Below are 22,258 nucleotides of genomic sequence, written 5' to 3' on the forward strand. Positions count from 1 at the left end.
GGCGGCCGCCGGAAGCGCACGGGCCCGGCGGGCCCCCGCGAGGGGACCGGCCGGGCCTTCGGTGCGGGCCGCGGGGGCTACCGCTCGCGCGGTGTGACGATCATGGGTACGTGGTCCGGGTGGGCCATCGCGGAGGCGGCGGCCTTCGGGGTGTGGCCCGGAGCGGGGCGCAGCCGCCAGCGGCGCAGGATCGTGGCGAGGGCGATCGTGGCCTCGGTCCAGGCGAAGGTGTCGCCGATGCACTTGCGGCTGCCCGCGCCGAAGGGGATGTAGGAGTGCCGGCTGATCTGCGCGGCCCGCTCGGGCAGCCAGCGGTCGGGGTCGAACGCGTCGGGCCGCTCGAAGACGGCGGGGTCCCGGTGCATCGCGTACAGGCTGAAGGCGACCTCCGTGCCGGCCGGAAGGCGGTGGCCGCCCAGCTCGACGGGGACGAGGGTGCGGCGCATCAGCAGCGTCACCCCGTAGAGGCGGATGGCCTCGTCGAGCACGCGGCGGATGCCGCCGAGCCGGCACAGGTCCTCGACGGCCAGCGGCCTGTCGCCGAGCACCTCGTCCAGCTCCGCGACGACCTGCTTCTCCACCTCGGGGTGGCGGGCCAGCTCGTAGAGGGCCCAGGACAGGGTGGACGCGGTGGTCTCCGAGCCGGCGAAGAGCATCGTGACGAGCTCGTCGCGCACCTCGGTGTCGGTGAACGCCTCGCCGGTGTCGGCGTCCCGCGCGTCCAGGAGGACGGTGAGGAGGTCCGGGCGGCCAGTGCGGCCGGCGTCGCGGGTGCTGGTGATGACCTCGTCGATCACCCGGCGGAGGTTGGCCGCCGCCGTGTCGAAGTCGCGGTTGGCCGGTACGGGCAGCCGGTCGAGGAGCTTCGGGGACGCGGCCCGTATCAGCATGTTCTTGAGGATGACGGGGAGTTCCCGGCGGACGGCCTCCACGGCCGGGCGGCCGATGTCCGCCGAGAACATGGTCGCCGCCAGCGTCTCGATGGCGTACTCGGCCATGGCGTCCTCGACGGCGATGCGCTGCCCCGCCGTCCAGGAGTCGCTGAGGGCGGCGGCGCGGGCGCACATGAGCTCGGCGTACCCGGCGATCCGCTCGGGGTGGAAGATCGGCTGGATCAGGCGGCGGTGGCGGCGGTGGACGTCGCCGGTCGCGGTGGCGAGCCCGGTGCCCACCAGGGGGCGCACCCGGTCGAAGAGGCGGCCCTTCTCGAAGCTGCGGGCCTGCCGGACGGTCACCTCGTGGACGAGCTCGGGCGTGGTGGCCACGTACGTGGGGAGCGTCCCGAGGTCGACCCGGACGAGCTCCCCGGTCCGGCGGAGGGACTCGAGGAAGCCGAGCGGGTCGCGCCAGAGCTGCCAGGCGTGGCCGAGGAGGGGCAGCGCTCCGGGCGCGCGGGGAACCGAGTGGAGGTCGATTGACACCGTGGGGGGATCCTTTGCTTCAGGCGGGCTGCGGTGCGGCACCGGCGGCACCGCCCGCTCGGGAGCTGCGGGGCAGCAGGTCCCACCACCACGACACGACCGGTATGCCGAGCGGCTCGTGGCCGGCGTCCACGGGCGTGTCGCGGAAGAAGGACGGGATGTCCGCCGGGTCCTCGGGCGTCGTGTACCGCACGGAGGTGATGCCCCAGTCCTGGGCTCCGCGGATGAAGTGGCCCAGGCTGCGCAGGTACTGCCGCAGCTGGGGGCTGCCGTGCTCGGACAGGTGGCCGGTGAGCCGCATGTAGAGGGTCATGACCCGGTCGCGCTGCGAGATGGCGGTCTCCAGGGCCTTCTCGGGGCTGAGCCCGTCGTGCTCCTCCAGGACGCGCAGCGCGTTGAGGTAGTAGCCGGTCGCCCTGCTCTCCTTGTGGTGGGACAGGATGTCGTTGTCCCAGGTGATGATGAAGGACGCCATCTCGGTGGCGGCGCGCACGGCGGTGGCGTCGCGCTCGTGGGGCTGGAGTTCGAAGCCGTAGCCCATCTCCAGCATGGGCAGGACGACGGAGGTGGCGCCGTCGTAGAGCCGCATCAGCGTGTAGTCGTTGAGGTCCGGGACGGTGCCGTCGCGGCGGTGGGACGCCTCCCAGACGACGGAGAAGAAGTACTCGCGCAGCGCGTCCACCCAGCGGGCGGCCTGGCCGGCCGTGCCGTAGCGGTCGACGCGGAGTCTCAGGTCGCGCAGCCCGGCGGCGAGCGGGTCGTCGAGGAGGACGGGGGCCTCGGGGTTCTGCGCCACGCGCAGCAGGCGGTGGAGCTCGCCCGCGAGATCGCCGGGGCGGTGGCCCAGTTCGCCCTCCTCGCAGTGGCCGTCGTCGACGCCGAAGAGCCACAGGATGAAGTCGGCGAGGAGGGAGACCACTTCCTCCCGGCCCTCGGGGAGGATGCGGGCGGAGAACGTTCCGATGGTCTGGGCGACGAGCCGGCCGCGCAGCTCGTCGGAGCCTATGCGGAACGTCTCCGCCCACGCGGCGGTCTGCACGTCCGCGTCCGTGTGACACGGGTGGATCGCCGGTGGGATGGGGGAGAAGATCGGCGGTACTGCCAGCCCTGAACCCACAATGGCCTCCCTCTCGTCGCCGCTGCGACGCGGTATGTGGCGCGGAAGGCGTCATTGGCCGTCCCATGCGCCACAGAAGTGATCAACTATGGCGCATAGTAGCCATCCGCTTGCGCCGAGCCAACGGGACGAGTAGTGGCACAACGGGCACTCTGACGGCGTTTGACGGAGTTTGACGGCCTGTCACCCGATCTAACGGAACAGTGACTTCCACCACGCTCCACCGCTCTGACCTGCGGCGGCGTTGTGTCCCGGCTCGGCGGGCGCCGTGGGCGCCGGGTCCGGCAGCGGTCCCGGCGCGGTGGAGGCGAAGTCCCGCGGCGGCCGCGCCGCCGGGGCGCCCACCCTCACCGGCGGCGTGAACGAGACCGGAAGCGCCTCCAGGCGCCCCGACAGCCAGGCGGCCCGCACGCTGAGCTCGGTGTCCGCCACGGCGAGGCGCAGGTCGGGCAGCCGGGCCAGCAGGGTGTCGATGCCGGTGTCGGCGATGGCGCGGCCGATGTCCTGGCCGGGGCACTCGTGCGGGCCGCTGCTGAAGGAGAGATGGGCGCGGTTGCCGTGCAGCGGCTTGGTCAGGTCGGGCCGGATCTCCGGGTCGGTGTTGCCGGCCGCGAGGCCCAGCAGGAGCATGTCGCCCGCGCGGATCTGCTGCCCGCCGAGCACCGTGTCCCCGGTCGCCCAGCGGCCGGGGATGACGGAGAGCGGGGGCTCGTCCCACAGCACCTGCTCCAGGGCGTCCGGGAGCGTCATGTGGCCGCCGGTCAGGTTGGCGCGGAAGCGGCGGTCGGTCAGCACCATGCGCAGGGTGTTGGCGATCAGGTTGACCGTGGTCTCGTTGGCGGCGACGAGGACCAGGCGCAGGTGCTCCAGGATCTCGTCGTCGGTGAGCTCGGCCTCGTGGGCGATGAGGCGGGTGGCCAGGTCGTGGCCCGGCACGGTCTTCTTCCGGTCCGTCAGGGCGCGCAGCGTGCGCACGACGAACTCGTTGCTCGTCAGGGCGGTCTCGCTGCCCTTCATCAGGTCGAGGGCGGCGTCGGTCAGCCGGGGGCCGTACTCCTCCGGCATGCCCAGCAGCTGGGTCATGACGAGCATCGGCAGCTTCTCGGCGAACTCGGCGATGAGGTCCGCGTGGCCGCGGTCGGCGAAGGAGTCCACCAGCTGGTCGGTGTAGCGGATCACGTAGCGGCGGATGCCCCGGCGGTCGAACTGCTCCAGGCTGTCGGTGACCGCCGCGCGCAGCCGCTCGTGCTCCTGGCCGTCGGCGAACACGCAGACCGGCTGCCAGTCGACCATCGGCCGCAGCGGAGAGTCGGCGGAGACGCGCCCCTCGCGGAACATCCGCCAGATGCGGGAGTCGCGGGAGAACCGCGACGGCGAGCGCATGACCTCCAGGTTCTCCCGGTGGCCGAGGACCATCCAGGCCGGCAGGTCGCCGTGGAGGAGGACGGGGGCGACGGGACCGTGCTCGCGGCGCAGCGCCTCGTACAGGGCCCTCGGGTCGCGTTCGGCCTCGGGGCCGTAGATGCGGCGCAGCCCCGTGGCGCCGATGCCGGCGGCGCCGCCGTGGGCGTGGGCGGGGCAGCCGGGGGGCGGGGTGAGGCCGGAGGCGGTCTCGGGGTGGGGGGCGGTCATGACGCCTCCTGGGTCGTGGCGAGGGTCTGCAGGTAGCGCATCAGCGTCATCAGGACGTCCCGGCTGGATCCCCGGTCCCGGGCGTCGCAGGGGACGATGGGGACGGTCGGGTGCAGGTCGAGGGCGGTGCGCAGCTCCTCGACCGGGTACGTGGGCGCGTCCGGGAAGGTGTTGACGGCGACGACGAACGGCACGCGGCGCTCCTCCAGCCGGCCGAGCACGTCGAAGCTGACCTCCAGGCGTCGGGTGTCGACCAGGACGACCGCGCCGAGGGCGCCCTCGAACAGGCCGCGCCACAGGAACCAGAAGCGCTCCTGGCCCGGCGTGCCGAACAGGTACAGGACCAGCTCGTGGTTGATGCTGATCCGGCCGAAGTCCATGGCCACGGTGGTCGAGGTCTTGCCGTCGACCCCGGAGGTGTCGTCGACGCCGACCCCGGCCTGGGTCATCGTCTCCTCGGTGGTGAGCGGGCGGATCTCGCTGACGGAGCCGACGAAGGTGGTCTTGCCCACGCCGAACCCGCCCACGATCACCACCTTGACGGCCGTCTTGGCCGTCTCCGGCAGCACGTCCTCGGTGCGCGGCCCCCGAACCGCGGCGCCGCCGTGCTGCTCGGAGCCGTCGTGCTCAGAGCTTCTGAAGTCCATCGATCACTGCCTCAATCAACGCGCGGTCGGGGAGTCGGGCGGGTGGGACGGGTGCGCGGGCGACGATGCGGTTGTCGGCGAGGAGGTCGCCGAGCAGCACCGTGACGACGCTGACCGGGAGGCGCAGGTACGCGGAGATCTCGGCGACGGACAGCGGTGACTGGCACAGCTGTACGATCGCCGCGTGCTCCGGCTGCATCCCCGGCTTGGCACCGGACCTCGCCACGATCAGCGTGACGAGGTCGAGTCGGGCGGGTACCGACCCGCCACTGCGTCCCCCCGTGATCACATAGAGCCGCTCGGGACTGGAGTCCTCCCAGTCACCGCCGCCCGCTCCGCTCACCTGGTGCCCTGCCCGTCCTGTCGCGGCGGGCTGCTCAGGTGTTCGCCGATGCGCAGGACCAGGTCGCGCATGCGCTGGCCCATCAGGCCGGCGTCGACGCCCTCGCCGGCGAGGACGGCCAGGTACGCCCCCGCGCCCGCGGCCATCAGGTAGAAGAAGCCGCCGTCCATCTCGATCACGACGAGGCGCATCCGGCCGTCGCTCTGCGGCAGTTCCGAGGCGACGGCGCCGGCCAGGGACTGCAGGCCCGCGCAGGCGGCGGCGAGCCGGTCGGCCGTGTCGTGGTCGGTGCCGTACTGGGCCATGCGCAGACCGTCGGCCGAGAGCACGACCACGTGTCGGGTTTGCGGCACGCCTTCCGCGAGGTCCTTGAGCATCCAGTCCATATTGGCCTGCTGCTTGATCATTGCTGAGAGTTCCCCTTGCTTGCGTCGTTGGGCTCCCCGGACAGGCCGCTCTGGAAGGCGGCCAGCCACATTCCGGGCTGCACCTGAGGTGCCGGCTCCTGGTCGGGAGCCGGGGTCGCGGGCGTCGTCGACGCCTGGCCCGAGGCTGCGGCCGGTGCGGCGGGTGCGGCCTGCGGCGGCTCGGCGAGCGGCTTCCTGCGGCGTCGCTGCGGGAGGCCGTTCGCGGACCGCTCGACCACCGTCGGGACCTCCTCGTCGGCCACCGGGCCGGTCGCGGGACGCGCCGCGGGGGCCGGGACGGAGGCGGGGGCGACCGGGACGGTGGTGCGGGGTACGGAGGACGCGCCGATGCCGTGGGCGAGACCGGAGGCGGCGGCGACGGTGGTGATCAGCTCCTGCGGGACGACGACGACGGCGCGGACACCGCCGTACGCGGAGGAGCGCAGCGAGACCTGGAAGCCGTACGCCTGCGCGAGCCGGCCGACGACGGCCAGGCCGAGGCGCGGGGTCTCCCCCAGGTCGTTGAGGTCGATGCCCTGCTGGGCCTGGCGCAGCATGCGCTCGGCGCGCTTGCGCGCCTCCTCGCTCATCGACACGCCGCCGTCCTCGATCTCGACGGCGATGCCGGACTGCACGTCGACGGCGGTCAGGTGGACCTTCGTCTGCGGCGGGGAGTAGCGGGTGGCGTTGTCCAGGATCTCGGCGAGCGCGTGGATGAGCGGCTCGACCGCGGGCCCGGTGACGGCGACCTCGGTGACGGAGTGCAGTTCGACGCGCTGGTAGTCGATGATCCGGGACATCGCGCCGCGCAGCACGCTGTAGAGCGGGACGGCCCTGCTCCACTGGCGGCCCGGCCGGGCGCCGCCGAGCACGGCGATGGAGTCGGCGAGCCGGCCGATCAGGGCCGTGCCGTGGTCGATGCGCAGCAGGTCGCCGAAGACCTCGGGGCTGTGGCCGTGCCGGTCCTCCATCGCCCGCAGCTCCTGCGCCTGCTGGTGGACGATGGCCTGGACGCGGCGGGCGATGTTGACGAAGGCACGCTGGGCGGACTCGCGCAGGTCCTCCTCGGCGACGACGGCGTCGACGACGACGCGCACGACGGCCTGGTGCTCCTCGGGGGCGGTGAGCGAGCCGAGGACGTCCTCGGGGAACTCCCCGGCGCGCAGTCGCCGCACGGCGTCCGGCAGGAGTGTTCCCGCCAGGTGGGCGGTCTCGGCGTGCCGGCGGGCCAGCGCCGTGTCGCGCGCGGCGACCGTGCGGCGCAGTTCCTCGATCACCCGCCCCCTGCGTGCGACCTCGCTGCCCAGGACGGCGAGGACGAGAGCGGACACCCCTCCGGCGACCGCGACCGGTCCCCGGGCGGAAGCCTCCACCATGGCCACCGAGACCCCGGTGGCGATGGCGATCACAGCGGCGGGCAGCAGCCACACGAAAGATGCCGCGGACCGCGGGCTTCCACTTCCGGGCGACGATTCCTCACGGATCATCAGCACCCTCAAACCCATCGAACGAAAAAGATCATATGACAACGAGCGCCGAGCATAGCCGTTTTGGAGGAGTGGGTCTGACGCAAGGTCACCTGATGACCCGTTGTTCGCGCAGGATTCCGCTTCCTGTCCGTCGGTCGTGGTCGTCCCGACGTGATCGTGTTCAGACTCCCGGGCGGTGCAGGGCGGGGGCGCCCTCGCCCGCGAGGGTCCCCGGCAGCCCGGCCGGAGCGGGCAGCCCCTCGATGTGGTGGACGCCGGGCGGCAGCGCACCGGTCAGCGCGGTGCGCACGGCCGGGCAGCGCGAAGCGGGCGGGGCGGGCGCCTCCGGGGGGCGCGGCCGGGCTCTCGACCGCCCACCCGACGGCGCCGGTGCCGGGCAGCACGGTGCGGTCGATCCGGTCGGCGCCGCCCTGGGCCCGCGCTGCCGGGAGGTGGATGAGCCCCGGCGCGGGGCCGACGACCAGTACGGCGGGGGCGCCCCTCCGGACGGCCCGGCCGTGCGGGGCGGCCACGCCGTCGAGGACATCGCCCGGCGGGCCGGAGCGGGCGTGCGGACCGCGCACTTCACGTTCGGCAACAGGCGGGCGCCGCTGAGGGGGCGCTCGACACGGCCGTCGCCGGGGGCCTCGACCCGGTCGCCACGCCGGACCGCCCCTGGGCCCGCGAGGTCCCCGGGGCGCCGGGCCCGGCCCGGCAGCTCGCGCTCCAGGCGGCCGGCGCCCGCCGCGTGCCGGAGCGGGCGGCGGACGCCGCACCGGTGGTCCTGGGCCCGGTGGCGTACGGGCCGCTCGTCCCGCGGCGGGGCTGGACGGCGGAGCGCTGGGAGCGGTGGGCGGCCGGCGCCCTGGTACGGCGGTTGCTGCCGTGAACACGGCGACGGGCCGGCCGGAGGGTCTCCGGCCGGCCCGTCGCGGGGGCGGCTGTCAGCCGATGGCGGCGGCGCCGTTCTCCGAGAGGACGTTCTCCACGAGGTGCGACAGGGCGCTGTCGCCCTTGACCGCGGTGGAGTTCTCCGCGCACTGCTGGTTCTGCGTGTCGTTCAGCAGGTCCTGGACACCGACGTTGAGCAGCAGCACGTTCTGGACGTCGGCGGCGACGGGCACTCCGGCGCACAGCTTGTTGAGGGACCCCTGGACCAGGCCGATCTGCGGGCTCACCTCACCGCCCGTGAGGGTGTTGCCGTAGGCCTGCTCGGAGAAGTTGCCGTTCGCGGTCTCGACGTTGTGGTCGCCGACGGCGAACGCCATCGGGGCGGAGACTCCCAGGGCGGCGGCCGCGACGCCCGCGGTGGCGACGAACTTCTTGATCATGACTCATCCTTCTGGTCGGAAGACCCGGTGACCGGGCCTCCCTGCTAACCGGAGCGCCGTGCGCGCGTCACGGGCGGGACGCGCTGACGCGGCGGCATTCACCCGTTCGGCCCGGTCCCGCCCCGGCTGGGGGTCGGGGCCGGGGCCCGGGGGTCCGGTCCGGGGCCGGTGGGCCGGTGCCCGCCGGGTCACCAGTCGCCGTCGCCCACGGGCGCGCCGGGCGGGGCCGCGTCGCCGAGCGGGAGGACCTGGCCGGGAGCGGGCGGGGTCCACGGAGCGTGGTCGTCGCCGAGCCACTCGCCGACCGGCTTGACGCCGGACAGCGGCCCGGCGGGCGGCAGGTCGGCGGCGGAGGCGTCGTCGTAGTCGTACCAGGGCAGTCCGGCGCGGGTGTAGGCGTCGCGGTCGACCGGGGACGGCGGGGGCTCCTCGCCGGTGATGCGGCGCCACTGCGGCGGGGTGACGAGGTGGACGAAGACCCGGCCCGCCGGCGCGGGCGCCCAGTCGGAGAGCGGCCGTTCGTCCCGGTACACCTCCTGGCGCATCGTGCCGCCCGCGCCCATCCCCATGGCCGCGGCGCGCTGCGGGGCCGCGGCGCCCGCCGGGGCGCCGGAGGGGGCCGCCGCCGGAGCCGCGGGGCCGCCGGGGGCGGGCGCCGGGGCGAAGTCGAGCGGCATGGCGGGACCGCCGAACCCGCCCGGGCCGGGGCCGCCGAACCCGCCGGGGCCGGGACCGCCGAACCCGGCGGGGGCGGACGGCGCGGCGGCCCTGGCCCGGCGGGTGCGCTCCGCCTGCTCGGCGCGCCATGCCTCGCGGGCCGGCCGGTCCAGCGCGAACGCCTGCAGCTGGACGCCGCCCCAGCTCTCCTCGCCCGTCACCTGCCCCTCCACGGTGGCACCCAGCCCGAGCGGCACGGCGACGAACTGGCGGACGGTGCCGCGCCCGGAGTTGATGCCGTCGAGCCACGGCTGGCGGGGCAGGACGACGTAGTTCTGCGGGTCGCGGGCGAGCGCGCCGCTCCACGGGCGGCCCGAGACGGCGCACACCTTGCCGACGCCCACCTGGAGCGCGGCCGGCTCGACGCAGCCGAACCGCAGCCACATCGCCTCGCGCAGGTACATGGGGACGAGCACCCCGCCGCGCGCCCGCCACTCGGGCGGCACGGTCGCGGCGAAGTCCTCGACGCGCCGGACGGGGAACTCGCCGAGCCCCGGCGGCAGTGGGTGGGTGCCGGACTCGGGCAGGCGCAGCGTCCGGACGAACCGGACGCTCACCCCGTCCCCGAGCAGCAGGGTGTTCCCGTCGAGCCGTACGGCCGCCGCGCCCATCGTGTGCCCCTCTCCTCGCCGGGCCGGGCCCGGCGGCTGGTTCCCTCTTCTGCGGCTATCACGGCCCCGGGCGCCCGGCGGTTCCGCGGGCGGGGTCCGGGCGGGCGGGTGGTCCGGCCCGCGGGACGGGGCGGGCCGGGCGGCACCGGCGGGGCGGGGCGGCTCGGGCGGGCCGTCCGGAGTAGTCCAGCGGGTGGGCCGCGCGTCCGGGGCGGATGGTGAGGGAGGGAGGGGAGAAGCCCGTACCGCGTCAGGAAACGGAGACACGCGCGTGATCGAGGACACCGTCGCACGACCGCCCATGGGACCGCCGCCGGTGCGGTCCTGGCCGGCGCTGGACCTGAAGGGCACGGAGTTCGACCCGGTGCTGGAGGAGCTGATGCGGGAGGGGCCGGTCACCCGGATCCAGCTCCCGCACGGCGAGGGCTGGGCGTGGCTCGTCACCCGGTACGAGGACGTGCGGGCCGTCGTGAGCGACCCCCGCTTCAGCCGCGCGCCCGTGCCCGGCCTGTCCGTCACCCGGCTCGCCCCGCACTTCAAGCCGAGGCCCGGCTCGCTGGCCTTCGCCGAGCCGCCGGACCACAACCGGCTGCGCCGCGCCATCGCGCCCGCCTTCTCCCTGCGCGCCGTCGAGCGGCTGCGCGACCGGGCGCGGGTGATGCTGGACGAGCTGGTGGACGGCATGCTGCGGGACGGGCCGCCGGCCGATCTGATCGGCCGGGTGCTGGGGCCGTTCCCGACCACGGTCATCTGCGAGCTGATGGGTGTTCCGGAGGCGGACCGGGAGCGGATGAGCGGCTGGGTGGAGGACATCCTGTTCACCGCCAAGGGGGCGGCGGCCACCGGCCGCGCCAAGGACGAGATGTACGGGTGGTTCGAGCGGGAGATCAAGGCCCGTGCGGCGGAGCCGGGCGGCGGCGAGGACATCCTGTCCCTGCTCGGCGCGGCCGTCGCGGCGGGCGACATCAGCGCCGAGGAGGCGATCGGGCTGGTCGGCCCGGTGCAGATCGGCGGTGAGGCCGTCACCAACAACTGCGGCAACATGCTGTACCTGCTGCTGACCCGGCCTCGGCTGCGGGAGCGGCTGCGCGAGGAGCCGGACGTGCGGCCGCGCGCGCTGGACGAGCTGCTGCGGTACATCCCGCACCGCTCGTCGGTGGGGCTGGCCCGGATCGCCACGGAGGACGTCGAGCTGCGGGGCGTGCGGATCGCCGCGGGCGACGCGGTGTACGTGTCGTACCTGGCGGCCAACCGGGACCCGGACGTGTTCGGCGACCCGGAGCACATCGACTTCGACCGCTCGCCGAACCCGCATGTGGCGTTCGGGCACGGGCCGCACTTCTGCACGGGCGCGCTGCTCGCCCGGATGGAGATCGAGCTGCTGGTGGAGATGTTCCTGGACCGGCTCCCGGAGGGGACGCGCCTGGCCGTGCCCGTCGAGGACATCCCGTGGCGGCGCAGCGCGCTCATCCGCGGCCCGGAGGCGCTGCCCGTCACCTGGTGACCCGTTCGCGCGGGGCGGCGCGCGGGCGGCTGTCCGGCCGGCCGGACAGGCAAGGTCGGTATTCGGACAGACCGGAGGCGGGGCGAACGGGAGTGATCCGGACGTAAGGGCGCACGGGCCCCGCGCGCCGGGCGCGCGGGGCTCCCGGGTGGGGGCGCGGGGGGCCGCCGCCCCGCCCCGGCGGCGCCGGCCGGGCACGTCCGCGCCCGCGCCGCGCGGGCGGGGCGCCGGTGGCGACGGCCCGTCCGTCCGGCGCTGAACAGGCCGAACGGTCGGTATGCCGGGGCGTCCCCGGGGCCGCCGCGCCCCACCGCCGCCGGGTGGCCGCCGCCCCCGCCGGGCGGACGCCGCCGGCCCGGCGCGGAAGCGCCGGCGCCCGGTGGCGTCTCACCGCGAAACCGGCCTTTCGCCGCCCCCTCCCCCGGTCTCCCCGGCCACGGCCGGGAGCGACCGAAAGGCGGCCTTGTGGCACGGGTGAACCGGACGCGAGTATTCCCAGCGTCACAAGTTGTCAGGCACATGCCGACCACCCGGCACCACCGGGCGGCCGGGAGCGCCTGGCGGGCCCGTCCACCCAGCGGGCCCCACCCTTCCCCCACCGGAGGACGCAGTGAACCTCAAGCGCTTCACCCCCCGCGGCGGACTCGCGAGAGGCGCGCGGCTGACCGCCGTGGCCGCCGCCCTGGTCACCGCCACCGCGCTTGCCGCCCCGAGCGCCGGCGCGGAGACCGCCGACGCGACCCGGGCGAGCGTCGCCGAGCTGGCGCGCGTCAGCGACGCCGTGCTCGACGCCGACGTGCCGGGCACCGCCTGGTACACCGACGCCGAGAGCGGCAAGCTGGTGGTCACCGCCGACGCCACCGTGTCGGCCGCCGAGCTGGCCCAGCTGAAGAAGGCGGCGGGCGACAAGGCCGGCGCCGTGGAGATCAAGCGCACCCCCGGCACCTTCAACAAGCTCATCGCGGGCGGCGAGGCCATCTACGCCGCGGGCGGCGGCCGTTGCTCCCTCGGCTTCAACGTGCGCAGCAGCAGCGGCGCGACCTACGCCCTGACGGCCGGCCACTGCACGGAGATCGCCTCCACCTGGTACACGAACTCCGGCCAGACCTCGCTGCTCGGCACCCGCGCCGGCACGAGCTTCCCCGGCAACGACTACGGCCTGATCCGCCACTCCAACGCGTCCGCGGCGGACGGCCGCGTGTACCTGTACAACGGCTCGTACCGGGACATCACCGGCGCCGGCAACGCCTACGTGGGCCAGACCGTCCAGCGCAGCGGCTCCACGACCGGTCTGCACAGCGGCCGTGTCACGGGCCTCAACGCCACGGTCAACTACGGCGGCGGCGACATCGTCTCCGGCCTGATCCAGACCAACGTCTGCGCCGAGCCCGGCGACAGCGGCGGCGCCCTGTTCGCCGGCTCCACCGCCCTCGGCCTCACCTCCGGCGGCAGCGGCAACTGCCGTACGGGCGGCACCACGTTCTTCCAGCCCGTCACCGAGGCGCTCAGCGCGTACGGCGTCAGCATCATCTGACCCCGCCCACGCCCGGCATCCGGCCCGGTGGACCGCTCCGTGCGGGCCACCGGGCCGGACCCGTGCCGGGAGGCCCCGCCCGTCCCGGCGGGCCCGGCGGCGGGCCGGGCCGCCGGGCAGGCGCGGGCGTCCGTCAGGCGGGCGGGGCGCCCCAGACGAGGGCCGTGCCCGTGTACGCCGGGACGGTCCGGGCGTCGGTGAAGGCGGACGACGGGGCGCGGCTGTGGTCGTCGCGCTCGTCGAAGGCCGACCAGTCCGACTTGCTCATCCGGAGCTGGATCTCCCCGGTGTCCCGGCCCGCCGCCAGGGTCCCGCCGGCGAAGCCGACCTCCAGGTAGGCGTCGGCGCCCGCGACCGGGGCGGACAGCGGGACGACCCGGAGCCGCACCCCGGCGCACCCGAGGGCGGCGTGGTCGCACCACGCGCTGACCGAGGGGGCGCCGCCGTCGCGGCTGAAGTAGTAGCGGGCGGTCACGGCCGCGAGGTCGACGGGCGCGGCGCCGGTGTTGGCGATCCGCAGCTCGGGGCGGATCGCGTTGTCGGTGAGGGAGCCGTCGGTGGTGCGGTGCAGGACCTTGAGCGTCCCGGCCGGTTCGCCGCCGCCGGCGGGCGCCGTGGTGACGGTGAGCGCGGCGGAGGGCGCGGAGGTGTTGCCGGCCGCGTCTCGCGCGCGGACGGTGTAGGTGTGGCGGGTGGCCGGGGTGAGACCGGTGTCGGTCCACGTGGTGCCGGTGACGGGGGCGGCGGTGACCTTCACCCCGTCCCGGTGGACGTCGTAGCCGGTGACGCCGGTGTCGTCGGTGGACGGCGACCAGCGGAGCGTGACGGAGGTGGCGCCGGTCGCGGTGGCGGTGAGGCCGGTGGGCGCGGTGGGGGGCGCGGTGTCGGCCGGGCCGCCGCCCCCGTCCCCGTACACGTCGGTGAGGCTGAGGCCGGTGGCGCTGCCGGCGCCGCCGAGCGGGACGCGGTGGTCGAGGCCGACGAACTTGCCGCGGTGCTGCCAGAGCGCGGGCTTGAGCAGGGCGTACTTCTCCTCGTCCCAGGTCTTCCAGTCGCCGAGCAGCAGGCCGCCGGTGTCGCCGGAGTTGGGGTTGAGGCACCAGAAGGTGTGGTGGAGGCCCTGCTCGGCGATGAGGTCGCGCAGGGCGGTCATCCACTTCTCGTTGGGGCCGCCGTCGAGGAAGCCGCCCCACTCGCCGATCAGGACGGGGGCGGTGTTCTCCTTGTGGAGGTAGAGCCAGTTGGGGTCCCAGACGTCCCGTTCGAGGGTGGCGCGGTTCCAGTCGCCGGTGAACCACGGCTGGGGCGCGACGAGCGGACCGTAGTCGTGCGGCGAGTAGACGAGCTGGTCGCCGTGCGCGCCGAGGTCCACGGGGTGGTCGCGGACCCCGCGGAGGTTGCCGCCCCACCAGGTCGAGTGGTAGTCGCCGGCGTCGGTGGAGGACCAGTCGGCGCCGTCCTTCGGGTGGATCTGGATGCCCTCGCAGAGGATGAGCAGGTGCGGGTTGACCGCCAGGATGCGCTTGCCGGCGGTCTCGCAGGCGTACTTGAAGTTGTCCTGGTCGGTGGAGCCGTCCCACTTGGCGCGCGGGGAGTCGCCGGCGCCGCCGTGCGGTTCGTTCTTGATGTCCATCGCGACGAGGGTGTCGTCGCCCCGGTAGCGGGCGGTCACCCACTCCCAGGCGGCGTGGAAGTCCTCGGTGGTGATGGCGCCCTTCCACCACACGGGGTGGACGTGCCCGGCGTTGTCGGCCTCGGCGCTGTGCACGTCGAGCATCACCTTGACGCCGTACTGCTCGCACAGGTCCAGCCAGTGGTCGAAGACCTCCAGGGTGGTCTTCCCCGCCAGCTCCGGGTTGGCGTACGCGTTGACGGCGCTCGGCACGGCGGCGCGGCCGTCGCGCCACTCCAGGAGGAGCTGGGTGGAGACCGGGACGCGCACGATGTTGATGCCGCGCTGCGCCATGGCGCGGGTCGTCTCGGTGATGTTGACGGACCAGAGGCCGTGGAAGACGCGCTCGGTGGTGTTGAAGCCGAACCAGTTGGCGCCGGTGAGCCGGACCTCGTTGCCGTGGGCGTCGACGATCCGGTTGCCGCGGGTGTGCAGCCAGTCGTCGCCCGGGGCGGCGGAGCCGGTCGGGGGCGGGGCGGCGTCCCGGCCGGCCGCCTGCCCGGCGGCGGGCGGCCCGGCGGGCCGCCCGGCGGCGGGGGCGCGGCGGGACGTGTCGGCGGGGGCCGCGTCGGCGGGGCCCGCCGCCCACAGCAGCGTCCCGGCGAGCACGCCGGCGGCGAGTGCGCGCAGCCGCCGGGCGCGCCCGGGACGCCGGGCGGAAGGCGGGGCGGAAGGCGGGGCGGAGGTGGTGGGTGGCTGTGCCACTGCGTACCGTCCTTACTGTCGAGTCCATGACAATCCGGCCGAGCGGTCCGCCCCGGGCGCTCCCCCACCGGACGGGCCAGGCGATCCGGCCCGGCGACCCGAGGGGGCCGGCGGGGCGGTTCGCCCCCGGCCGTACGGGCGCCCCCGCCGCACGGCGGCTCGGCGCGCGGCGGGGGCGACCCGGCGCACGGCCGGCGGCGCCCGGTGGGGAGCGCACGGGTGGGAGCGCTCCCATCCGTGCGCGTTCATCAAGCCAGCCGTACGGGGACCTGTCAACCGTCCCGGCGCCCGCCGCCCGCCGCCCCACCCGGCACGGCCCCGCCCTGCATCCGCTCCAGGTCGCCGGGCCGGACCCGCACCACCACCAGGGCGATCAGCGCGCCGACCGCCGCGAAGACGGCCGCCAGGGTGAACGCCACCGACACCCCGGCCGCCAGCACCTCGTACGACCAGGGCGGCGGAAGCTCACCGGTCCGCAGGAACTCCAGCCGCTGCTGCGTGGTCGCCGTCGCGAGGAAGTCGGCGGCCTGGCGCTCCCCCTCGGCGCGGCCGGCGGTGCCGAAGGCCGTGACCAGGATGGACAGCCCGAGCGAACCGCCCACCTGCTGCATGGTGTTCAGCAGCCCCGAGGCCGCGCCCGACTCCTGCGGGGCGACACCGGAGAGCGCCATCAGCGTCAGCGACACGAACTGCATGCCCATGCCGAGGCTGAGCACCAGCATCGGCCCGAGGATGCTGCCCGCGTACGTCGAGTCGGCGTCCGTCAGCGTCAGCCAGCCGAGCCCGGCCGCGGCCAGCAGCGACCCGAGGACCATGAACGGCTTGGGGCCGAACCGGGGCAGCAGCCGCGAGGCGAGGCCCGCGCCGACCGCGATGACGACACTGACCGGCAGGAAGGCCAGGCCCGCCTTGAGCGGGCCGAAGCCGAGCACGTTCTGCACGAACAGCGTCAGGAAGAAGAACATCCCGAAGATCGCCGCCGCGAGGCTCAGCATCATCCCGTACGTCCCGGCGCGGTTGCGGTCGGTGAACATGTGCAGCGGGGTGATGGGCTGCCGGGACACCCGCTCCACCAGGACGAACACCGCGAGGACGACGACGGCGACGCCGAACGAGGCCAGCGTCAGCGGGTCCCGCCACCCCTCCTGCGCGGCGCGGATGAAGCCGTACACGAGCAGCACCATGCCGACCGTGGAGGTGAGGGCGCCGGCGATGTCGAAGTGGCCGGGCCGCCGCTCCGACTCGCGGATCCAGCGCGGCGCGGCGAGGAGGATGAGCAGCCCGATCGGCACGTTGACGAAGAACACCCAGCGCCAGTCGAGCCATTCGACGAGCATGCCGCCCGCGAGCAGCCCGATGGCGCCGCCGCCCGCGGAGACCGCCGCGAACACCCCGAAGGCGCGGTTGCGTTCGGGGCCCTCGCGGAAGGTCGTGCTGATCAGGGAGAGCGCGGTCGGCGAGGCGATGGCGCCGCCCAGGCCCTGCAGGGCGCGCGCGGCCAGCAGCTGCCAGGAGCTCTGGGCGAGTCCGCCGAGCAGCGACGCGAGGGCGAACAGCGCCACGCCCACCATGAACATCCGCCGCCGGCCCAGGATGTCCCCGGTGCGTCCGCCGAGCAGCAGCAGTCCGCCGAAGGCGAGGGTGTAGGCGTTCACCACCCAGGAGAGCCCGGTCGTGGAGAAGTCCAGCGACCGCTGGATCTGGGGCAGGGCGATGTTCACGATGGTGATGTCGAGCACCACCATGAGCTGGCAGCCGGCGATGACGACCAGGGCGATCGTGCTGCCGTCGCCCCGCTCGGGGGCGGCGGCACGCGCTGCGGGGGCGGGGCCGGGCATGGTCATGGCGCACACGGACCTCGGGGCGGGGGCGTGGACGGGCGTCGTCCACCGTTCAACGCTAAGCCCGGCCCCCGGGACGCCACCACTCGGCCGGACGCGACCGCCCCGCGGTCGCGGTCGGGCGCGCCGGGCGCTGCCGGCACCCCGCGCCGGTGGCTGCGGGTCGGCCGGGTACGGCGGCCGCCCCGGCCGGATCAGCCGCCGTACCGGGGCGCCGGAAGGGCGTCAGCCGCGGACCGGGCCGGGCGCGGGCTCGGGGGCCACCCGCCGAGGGCTCCGTCCCGGCCGTACGGAGCCCTGCGCCGGGGCAGGGCGTAACACGCCCCCGCGCGGGGCGCGCGCTACGCCCTGCCCCGGCCCTTCGCCAGGAAGCGGCGCAGGCGCGTGAGGGGCCAGGTGTTGATGACGTCGTCCGCCGTCAGCCAGCCCCGCTGGGCGGTGCCGACGCCGTAGCGGAGGTACGGCAGGTGGGTGGTGGAGTGGGCGTCGGAGTCGATGGCGAACCGGACGCCGTACCGCTTGGCGCGCAGGATGTCCTCGTCGCACAGGTCGAGCCGCTCGGGGTGGGAGTTGACCTCCAGTGCGGTGCCGGTGCGCGCGCAGGCCGCGAAGACGGCGTCGAAGTCGGCGTCGAGGCCGGGGCGCCTGCCGATGCGGCGGGTGGTGGGATGGCCCAGGATCTTCACGTGCGGGTTCTCGCAGGCGCGGACGATGCGCCGGGTGAGCGCCTCCGGGCTCTGGTCGAAGCGGGAGTGCACGGAGGCCACGCACACGTCGAAGCCCGCCAGGAAGTCGTCGGGCCAGTCCAGTCCCCCGTCGGGGCCGATGTTCAGCTCCGTGCCGTGCAGCAGGCGCATGCCCCGGTGGCGGCGGTCGAGGGCGCGCAGGCGGGCGCGCTGGGCGAGGATCTTCTCCGCGGTCATGCGCTGCATGGCGAGGTCCGGGGCGTGGTCGGTCACGGCGTAGTACGCGTAGCCGCGCGCGGCGGCCGCGGCGACCATGTCCTCCAGCGGGGCGAGGCCGTCGGTGAGGTCGGTGTGGGTGTGCAGGTCACCGCGGATGTCGCGCTCCTCCACCAGCTCCGGCAGCTCGCCGCGGAGCTCGGCCGCGATCTCCCCGCGGTCCTCCCGCAGGGGCGGCGGTATCCACGGCAGGCCGAGCCGGCCGTAGACCTCCTCCTCCGTCTCCGAGGCGACCGTGCGCCCGGTCTCCGCGTCGGACAGGCCGTACTCGGAGAGCTTCAGCCCGCGGCGTACGGCGATCCGGCGGGTGCGGATGTTGTGCGCCTTGGAGCCGGTGAAGTACTGCAGGCCCGCGCCCCACGACTCGGGCGGCAGGACCCGCAGGTCGACCTGGAGCCCCTCGCGGGTGCGGACCGAGGTCTTCTTCCCGCCGTGCGCGATGACCTCGGCCGTGTCCGGGAGCGCGGCCAGGGCGTCCATGAAGGGCCCGGCCCGCTCGGCCGCCACGAGCACGTCGATGTCGCCGATCGTCTCGCGCATCCTGCGCAGCGATCCCGCGTACGCGCAGCGCACGCACCCCCCGACCGCGAGGAGCGCGGCGACGATCCGCTCGGCCTCGTCCATGGCGGTGCTGATCAGGACGCGTCCGCCGCCCGCCCGCCGGAGCAGGTCGATGCCGTGGAGGATGTTCTCCTCGGTCCTCTCGCCGAAGCCCTTCAGGTCCCGCAGCCGCTCGGCGCGGACCGCCTCGGCGAGCTGGTCGACGGAGGAGATGCCCAGCTCCTCGTGGAGGACCATCGCCTTCCTGGGGCCGAGCGTCGGTACGGCGATCAGCTCCCGGACCCCGGCGGGGATCTCCTCGCGGGCCCGCTCGACCTCGCCGATCCGCCCGGAGCGCAGGTACTCCACCACCTTGGCGGCGATGGACCGGCCGACGCCGGGGATCTCCCTCAGGCCGTCCACGCCCATCCCCGCCACGTCGGCCGGGTGCCCGCCGATGGCGCGGGCCGCCTTCTCGTAGGCGCGGGCCCTGAAGCCCTCGCCGCCGCTGATCGCGATGAGGTCGGCGTACTCCTGGAGCACCGCCTCGACCTCCTCGTTGGCCCGGCTCATGTCTCCAGGGTGCGCCGGGCTCGCCCACCGGGCACGCGGGCCCGCGCCCCTGTCGCGGGCTCAGCCGACGGCGCGGGCTCCGCCCGGCGGCGCGGCGCGCGGTGGTGACCGGTCGCCGCGCCGGCCCGCCGTGCCCCGGGGACGGCGGTCCGGCCCCGTCTAGGGGTACCCGCGCGCGTCGGCCGCCCGCCGGTCGTAGAGGGCGCGGGCCCGGACGGCGGGCTCGCGGGTGGCGGCCCCGGCGACCGGCACGTCCCACCAGGCCGACGCACCGGGCGTCTCCTCACCGGGCGCGGCGGTCTCCACGTACACGCAGGTCGGGCGGGGTGAGCGGCGGGCCTCGGCGAGCGCGGCGCGCACCTGGCCGACCGTGCGCGGGCGCAGGACGTCCATGCCGAGGCTGGCGGCGTTGGCGGCGAGGTCCACGGGCAGCGGCGCGCCGGTGAAGGAGCCGTCGGCGGCGCGGAAGCGGTACGCGGTCGCGAAGCGCTCGGCGCCGACCTGCTCGGAGAGAGCGCCGATGGAGGCGTACCCGTGGTTCTGGACGAGGACCACGTTGACCGGGAGGCCCTCCTGCACGGCGGTGACGATCTCGGTGGGCGCCATCAGGTACGTGCCGTCGCCGACGAGCGCCCACACGGGCGTGCCGGGCGCGGCGAGCTGGACGCCGAGGGCGCCGGGGATCTCGTAGCCCATGCAGGAGTAGCCGTACTCCAGGTGGTACTGGCGCGGTGACCGGGCGCGCCACAGGCGGTGCAGGTCGCCGGGGAGGGAGCCGGCGGCGTTGACGACGACGTCCCGGTCGCCGACGACCGCGTCGAGCGCGCCGATCAGCTGGGTCTGCGTGGGCACCTCGTCGTCGCCGGCGCGGAACGCGGCCTGGACCACCCGCTCCCAGCGCGTGCGCCCCGCACGGTACTCGGCCTCGTACGCGGGCGCGACGCGGTGCCCGGCCAGTGCTGCGGCGAGGGCGGCGAGGCCCGCGCGGGCGTCGGCGACGAGGGGGCGGGCGGCCGCCTTGTGGGCGTCGGACGGGGTGGTGTTGAGGCCCAGGAACCGTACGCCGGGGTGGGCGAAGAGGGTGCCGGAGGCGGTGGTGAAGTCGGTGAGGCGGGTGCCGACGGCGATGACGAGGTCGGCGGTGCGGGCGATGTCGTCGGCCGCGGCCGTGCCGGTGTGGCCGATGCCGCCGAGGTCGGCGGGGTGGTCGTGGCGCAGCGAGCCCTTGCCGGCCTGGGTGGAGGCGACGGGGATGCCGGTGGCGTCGGCGAGGTCGCGCAGGGCGACCTCGGCCTCGCTGTGGTGGACGCCGCCGCCCGCGACGATCAGGGGGCGCCGGGCGGCGCGCACCAGCCGGGCGGCCTCGGCGAGTTCGGCGGGGTCGGGGGCGGGGCGGCGGACGGGCCAGATCCGCTCGGCGAAGAACTCCCCGGGCCAGTCGTACGCCTCCACCTGCACGTCCTGCGGCAGGGCGAGGGTCACGGCACCGGTCTCGGCGGGGTCGGCGAGGACCCGCATGGCGCGCAGCGCGGACGGGACGAGCGCCTCGGGGCGGGTGATCCGGTCGAAGTAGCGGGAGACGGGGCGGAGCGTGTCGTTGACGGACACGTCGGCGTGGAGGGGGTGTTCCAGTTGCTGGAGGAGCGGTTCGGCGGCGCGGGTGGCGAAGCGGTCGCCGGGGAGGAGGAGGACGGGCAGCCGGTTGACGGTGGCCAGGGCGGCGCCGGTGACGAGGTTGGTGGCACCGGGGCCGATGGAGGTGGTGACGGCGTGGGCGGAGAGCCGGTTCAGGTGCCGGGCGTAGCCGACGGCCGCGTGCACCATGGCCTGTTCGTTGCGGCCCTGGTGGAAGGGCATGGCCTGTTCGCCCGTCTCCAGGAGGGCCTGTCCGATCCCGGCGACGTTGCCGTGGCCGAGGACGCCCCAGGTGGCCGCGACCAGCCTGCGGCGCACACCGTCCCGTTCGGTGTACTGCGCCGTCAGGAAGCGCATCAGCGCCTGGGCGGTGGTGAGGCGGACGGCGGGGCGGCGGGCGGGCGGGCTCATGGGGTCCTCACGGGGCGGGGGCGCGGTGGTCCGGCGGCGTCGGGCCGGGGGCGGTGTACCGGGGCAGGCGCGGGTCGGCGGGCCGGCCGGGCCAGGTGGCACGGACCCAGGCGTGGTCGGGGTGGTCCCGGATGAGCCAGGCGCGTTCGGCGCCGGGGCCCGCCATGACGTTGAGGTAGTACATGTCGTGTCCGGGGGCGGCGATCGACGGGCCGTGCCAGCCGTCCGGGACGAGGACGGTGTCGCCGTCGCGGACCTCGGCGACGAGGTCGGTGTTCCGGCCGTGGCCGGACGGGGAGACCCGGTGGTAGCCGAAGCCGGGCGTGCCGTCGTGCGGGGCGATCTCGAAGTGGTAGATCTCCTCCAGGAGGGACTCCTCTCCGGGGCGCTCCTCGTCGTGCTTGTGCGGCGGGTACGAGGACCAGTTGCCGCCGGGCGTGAGCACCTCGACGGCGATGAGCCGGTCGCAGTCGAAGGTGTCCGCGGCGGCGAAGTTGTTGACCTGCCGGGAGCAGGTGCCGGTGCCGCGCAGTTCGACGGGCACGGCGTCGGCGGGGCCGTACCGGGCGGGCAGGCGCCGTTCGCAGCGGGCTCCGGCGAGGGCGAAGCGCCCGCCGCCTCGGGAGGCGACCGTGACGCGCGTTTCGCGCGGGACGTACGCGAAGTCGGTGACGGAGTGGAACACGCCGGGGCGGCCGGTGAGGCGGAAGGTGCGGCCGTCGGCGGTGACGGTGCAGCCGCCGGAGAGCGGGAGCACGATCCACTCGCTGTCGCCCGTGTCGTACGTGTGGTGCCCGCCGGGCGGCAGCGGCAGGACGCGCAGGGCCGCGTGCCCCCATCCGGCGGTGGCGGGGCCGACGTCGACGCTGTAGGGGCCGTGCGCGGCGGTCCCGGCGGGCAGATGGCGGCGGGCCCCGCCGGACGGGCCGGGCGGCCGGGGTTCGAGCGGCGCGGCTTCGAGCGGCACGGCTTCGGACGGGCCGGGGGCGGGTGGAGCGGGGGCGGGTGGAGCGGGGGCGGGTGGGCCGGAGGCGAGCGGGGCGGCGGCCGATGGCGGGGCGGCGACCGTGGCGGGCGCGGAAGCCGCGGTCTCAGCGGGCGGCGCGGATGCCGTGGGGGCCGCGGGTGCGGGCGCAGGCGGTGGAGGCGCCGCCGCGGCGGGGCCCTCCGGACGGGCGGGGGGCGC

At 75.4% G+C, this 22,258-nt stretch carries 18 protein-coding genes; 3 read left to right on the forward strand and 15 right to left on the reverse strand.

All coding sequences use genetic code 11. The features are described 5' to 3' along the window. Nucleotides 1-77 precede the first annotated feature (77 nt). The 8 genes from CP974_RS01375 to CP974_RS30620 form a co-directional block, all read right to left on the reverse strand. Complete coding sequence (locus CP974_RS01375) at nt 78-1,415, reverse strand: cytochrome P450 (protein WP_031134076.1); 1,338 nt, start codon at nt 1,413-1,415, stop codon at nt 78-80. A 25-nt stretch (nt 1,416-1,440) separates the two neighbouring features. Next, nucleotides 1,441-2,538 (reverse strand): selina-4(15),7(11)-diene synthase, encoded by a 1,098-nt coding sequence (locus CP974_RS01380; protein WP_037938576.1) that lies wholly within the window; start codon nt 2,536-2,538, stop codon nt 1,441-1,443. Between the two features lie 192 nt (nt 2,539-2,730). Continuing rightward, nucleotides 2,731-4,170 (reverse strand): cytochrome P450, encoded by a 1,440-nt coding sequence (locus tag CP974_RS01385; RefSeq protein WP_051839725.1) that lies wholly within the window; start codon nt 4,168-4,170, stop codon nt 2,731-2,733. Further along, complete coding sequence (locus CP974_RS01390; protein WP_031134070.1) at nt 4,167-4,817, reverse strand: GTP-binding protein; 651 nt, start codon at nt 4,815-4,817, stop codon at nt 4,167-4,169. The genes CP974_RS01385 and CP974_RS01390 overlap by 4 nt, the downstream gene beginning before the upstream one ends. Further along, entirely contained in the window at nt 4,798-5,160 is a 363-nt protein-coding gene (locus tag CP974_RS01395; protein WP_031134068.1) for a DUF742 domain-containing protein, read from the reverse strand. Before CP974_RS01395 ends, CP974_RS01390 begins: the two co-directional genes overlap by 20 nt. Beyond that, nucleotides 5,157-5,567, reverse strand: a complete 411-nt coding sequence (locus tag CP974_RS01400; RefSeq protein WP_031134066.1) for a roadblock/LC7 domain-containing protein — start codon at nt 5,565-5,567, stop codon at nt 5,157-5,159. The genes CP974_RS01395 and CP974_RS01400 overlap by 4 nt, the downstream gene beginning before the upstream one ends. Next, nucleotides 5,564-7,054 (reverse strand): sensor histidine kinase, encoded by a 1,491-nt coding sequence (locus CP974_RS01405; RefSeq protein ID WP_031134064.1) that lies wholly within the window; start codon nt 7,052-7,054, stop codon nt 5,564-5,566. Before CP974_RS01405 ends, CP974_RS01400 begins: the two co-directional genes overlap by 4 nt. A 163-nt stretch (nt 7,055-7,217) precedes the next feature. Then, nucleotides 7,218-7,346 (reverse strand): hypothetical protein, encoded by a 129-nt coding sequence (locus CP974_RS30620; protein ID WP_256366443.1) that lies wholly within the window; start codon nt 7,344-7,346, stop codon nt 7,218-7,220. Between the two features lie 438 nt (nt 7,347-7,784). On the opposite strand from CP974_RS30620, the gene CP974_RS29920 reads away from it, so the two are divergent. After that, entirely contained in the window at nt 7,785-7,925 is a 141-nt protein-coding gene (locus CP974_RS29920; RefSeq protein ID WP_223844654.1) for a hypothetical protein, read from the forward strand. A 55-nt stretch (nt 7,926-7,980) separates the two neighbouring features. Here CP974_RS29920 and CP974_RS01415 read toward each other — a convergent pair whose 3' ends face one another. Both CP974_RS01415 and CP974_RS01420 read right to left on the reverse strand, forming a co-directional pair. After that, nucleotides 7,981-8,367: a rodlin gene (locus CP974_RS01415; protein WP_031134062.1), complete on the reverse strand. Its 387-nt coding sequence runs from the start codon at nt 8,365-8,367 to the stop codon at nt 7,981-7,983. Nucleotides 8,368-8,555: 188 nt separating this feature from the next. After that, nucleotides 8,556-9,695: a hypothetical protein gene (locus CP974_RS01420; RefSeq protein WP_085921422.1), complete on the reverse strand. Its 1,140-nt coding sequence runs from the start codon at nt 9,693-9,695 to the stop codon at nt 8,556-8,558. Nucleotides 9,696-9,966: 271 nt separating this feature from the next. Between CP974_RS01420 and CP974_RS01425 the strand changes: the two genes are divergently transcribed. Both CP974_RS01425 and CP974_RS01435 read left to right on the forward strand, forming a co-directional pair. Beyond that, complete coding sequence (locus CP974_RS01425) at nt 9,967-11,199, forward strand: cytochrome P450 (protein WP_373276783.1); 1,233 nt, start codon at nt 9,967-9,969, stop codon at nt 11,197-11,199. A gap of 610 nt (nt 11,200-11,809) precedes the next feature. Further along, nucleotides 11,810-12,733 (forward strand): S1 family peptidase, encoded by a 924-nt coding sequence (locus CP974_RS01435; RefSeq protein ID WP_031136725.1) that lies wholly within the window; start codon nt 11,810-11,812, stop codon nt 12,731-12,733. 133 nt (nt 12,734-12,866) lie between these two features. Here CP974_RS01435 and CP974_RS01440 read toward each other — a convergent pair whose 3' ends face one another. From CP974_RS01440 to iolB, 5 genes are all read right to left on the reverse strand, one after another. Next, the gene (locus CP974_RS01440; RefSeq protein WP_263406984.1) at nt 12,867-15,110 is read right to left on the reverse strand and encodes a cellulase family glycosylhydrolase; all 2,244 of its coding nucleotides are present in this window, start codon (nt 15,108-15,110) and stop codon (nt 12,867-12,869) included. A 272-nt stretch (nt 15,111-15,382) separates the two neighbouring features. Further along, on the reverse strand, nt 15,383-16,948 hold the full coding sequence (locus tag CP974_RS01445; RefSeq protein ID WP_223844656.1) for an MFS transporter: 1,566 nt from the start codon (nt 16,946-16,948) through the stop codon (nt 15,383-15,385). A gap of 344 nt (nt 16,949-17,292) precedes the next feature. After that, complete coding sequence (gene polX, locus CP974_RS01450) at nt 17,293-19,026, reverse strand: DNA polymerase/3'-5' exonuclease PolX (protein ID WP_031135676.1); 1,734 nt, start codon at nt 19,024-19,026, stop codon at nt 17,293-17,295. Nucleotides 19,027-19,185: 159 nt separating this feature from the next. Continuing rightward, on the reverse strand, nt 19,186-21,072 hold the full coding sequence (gene iolD, locus CP974_RS01455) for a 3D-(3,5/4)-trihydroxycyclohexane-1,2-dione acylhydrolase (decyclizing) (protein WP_031135678.1): 1,887 nt from the start codon (nt 21,070-21,072) through the stop codon (nt 19,186-19,188). 7 nt (nt 21,073-21,079) lie between these two features. Next, entirely contained in the window at nt 21,080-21,973 is an 894-nt protein-coding gene (gene iolB, locus CP974_RS01460; RefSeq protein WP_037939288.1) for a 5-deoxy-glucuronate isomerase, read from the reverse strand. Nucleotides 21,974-22,258 lie beyond the last annotated feature (285 nt).

Origin of the sequence: Streptomyces fradiae ATCC 10745 = DSM 40063, from assembly GCF_008704425.1 — a bacterium.
GTDB classification, from domain to species: Bacteria; Actinomycetota; Actinomycetes; order Streptomycetales; family Streptomycetaceae; genus Streptomyces; species Streptomyces fradiae.

Excerpts from the sequence above, each read along its gene's own strand:
- CP974_RS01385 (WP_051839725.1), bottom strand. The coding sequence starts at position 4,170 with ATGACCGCCCCCCACCCCGAGACCGCCTCCGGCCTCACCCCGCCCCCC.
- CP974_RS01390 (WP_031134070.1), bottom strand. The coding sequence starts at position 4,817 with ATGGACTTCAGAAGCTCTGAGCACGACGGCTCCGAGCAGCACGGCGGC.
- CP974_RS01400 (WP_031134066.1), bottom strand. The coding sequence starts at position 5,567 with ATGATCAAGCAGCAGGCCAATATGGACTGGATGCTCAAGGACCTCGCG.
- CP974_RS01405 (WP_031134064.1), bottom strand. The coding sequence starts at position 7,054 with ATGATCCGTGAGGAATCGTCGCCCGGAAGTGGAAGCCCGCGGTCCGCG.
- CP974_RS01415 (WP_031134062.1), bottom strand. The coding sequence starts at position 8,367 with ATGATCAAGAAGTTCGTCGCCACCGCGGGCGTCGCGGCCGCCGCCCTG.
- CP974_RS01420 (WP_085921422.1), bottom strand. The coding sequence starts at position 9,695 with ATGGGCGCGGCGGCCGTACGGCTCGACGGGAACACCCTGCTGCTCGGG.
- CP974_RS01445 (WP_223844656.1), bottom strand. The coding sequence starts at position 16,948 with ATGCCCGGCCCCGCCCCCGCAGCGCGTGCCGCCGCCCCCGAGCGGGGC.
- polX (WP_031135676.1), bottom strand. The coding sequence starts at position 19,026 with ATGAGCCGGGCCAACGAGGAGGTCGAGGCGGTGCTCCAGGAGTACGCC.
- iolD (WP_031135678.1), bottom strand. The coding sequence starts at position 21,072 with ATGAGCCCGCCCGCCCGCCGCCCCGCCGTCCGCCTCACCACCGCCCAG.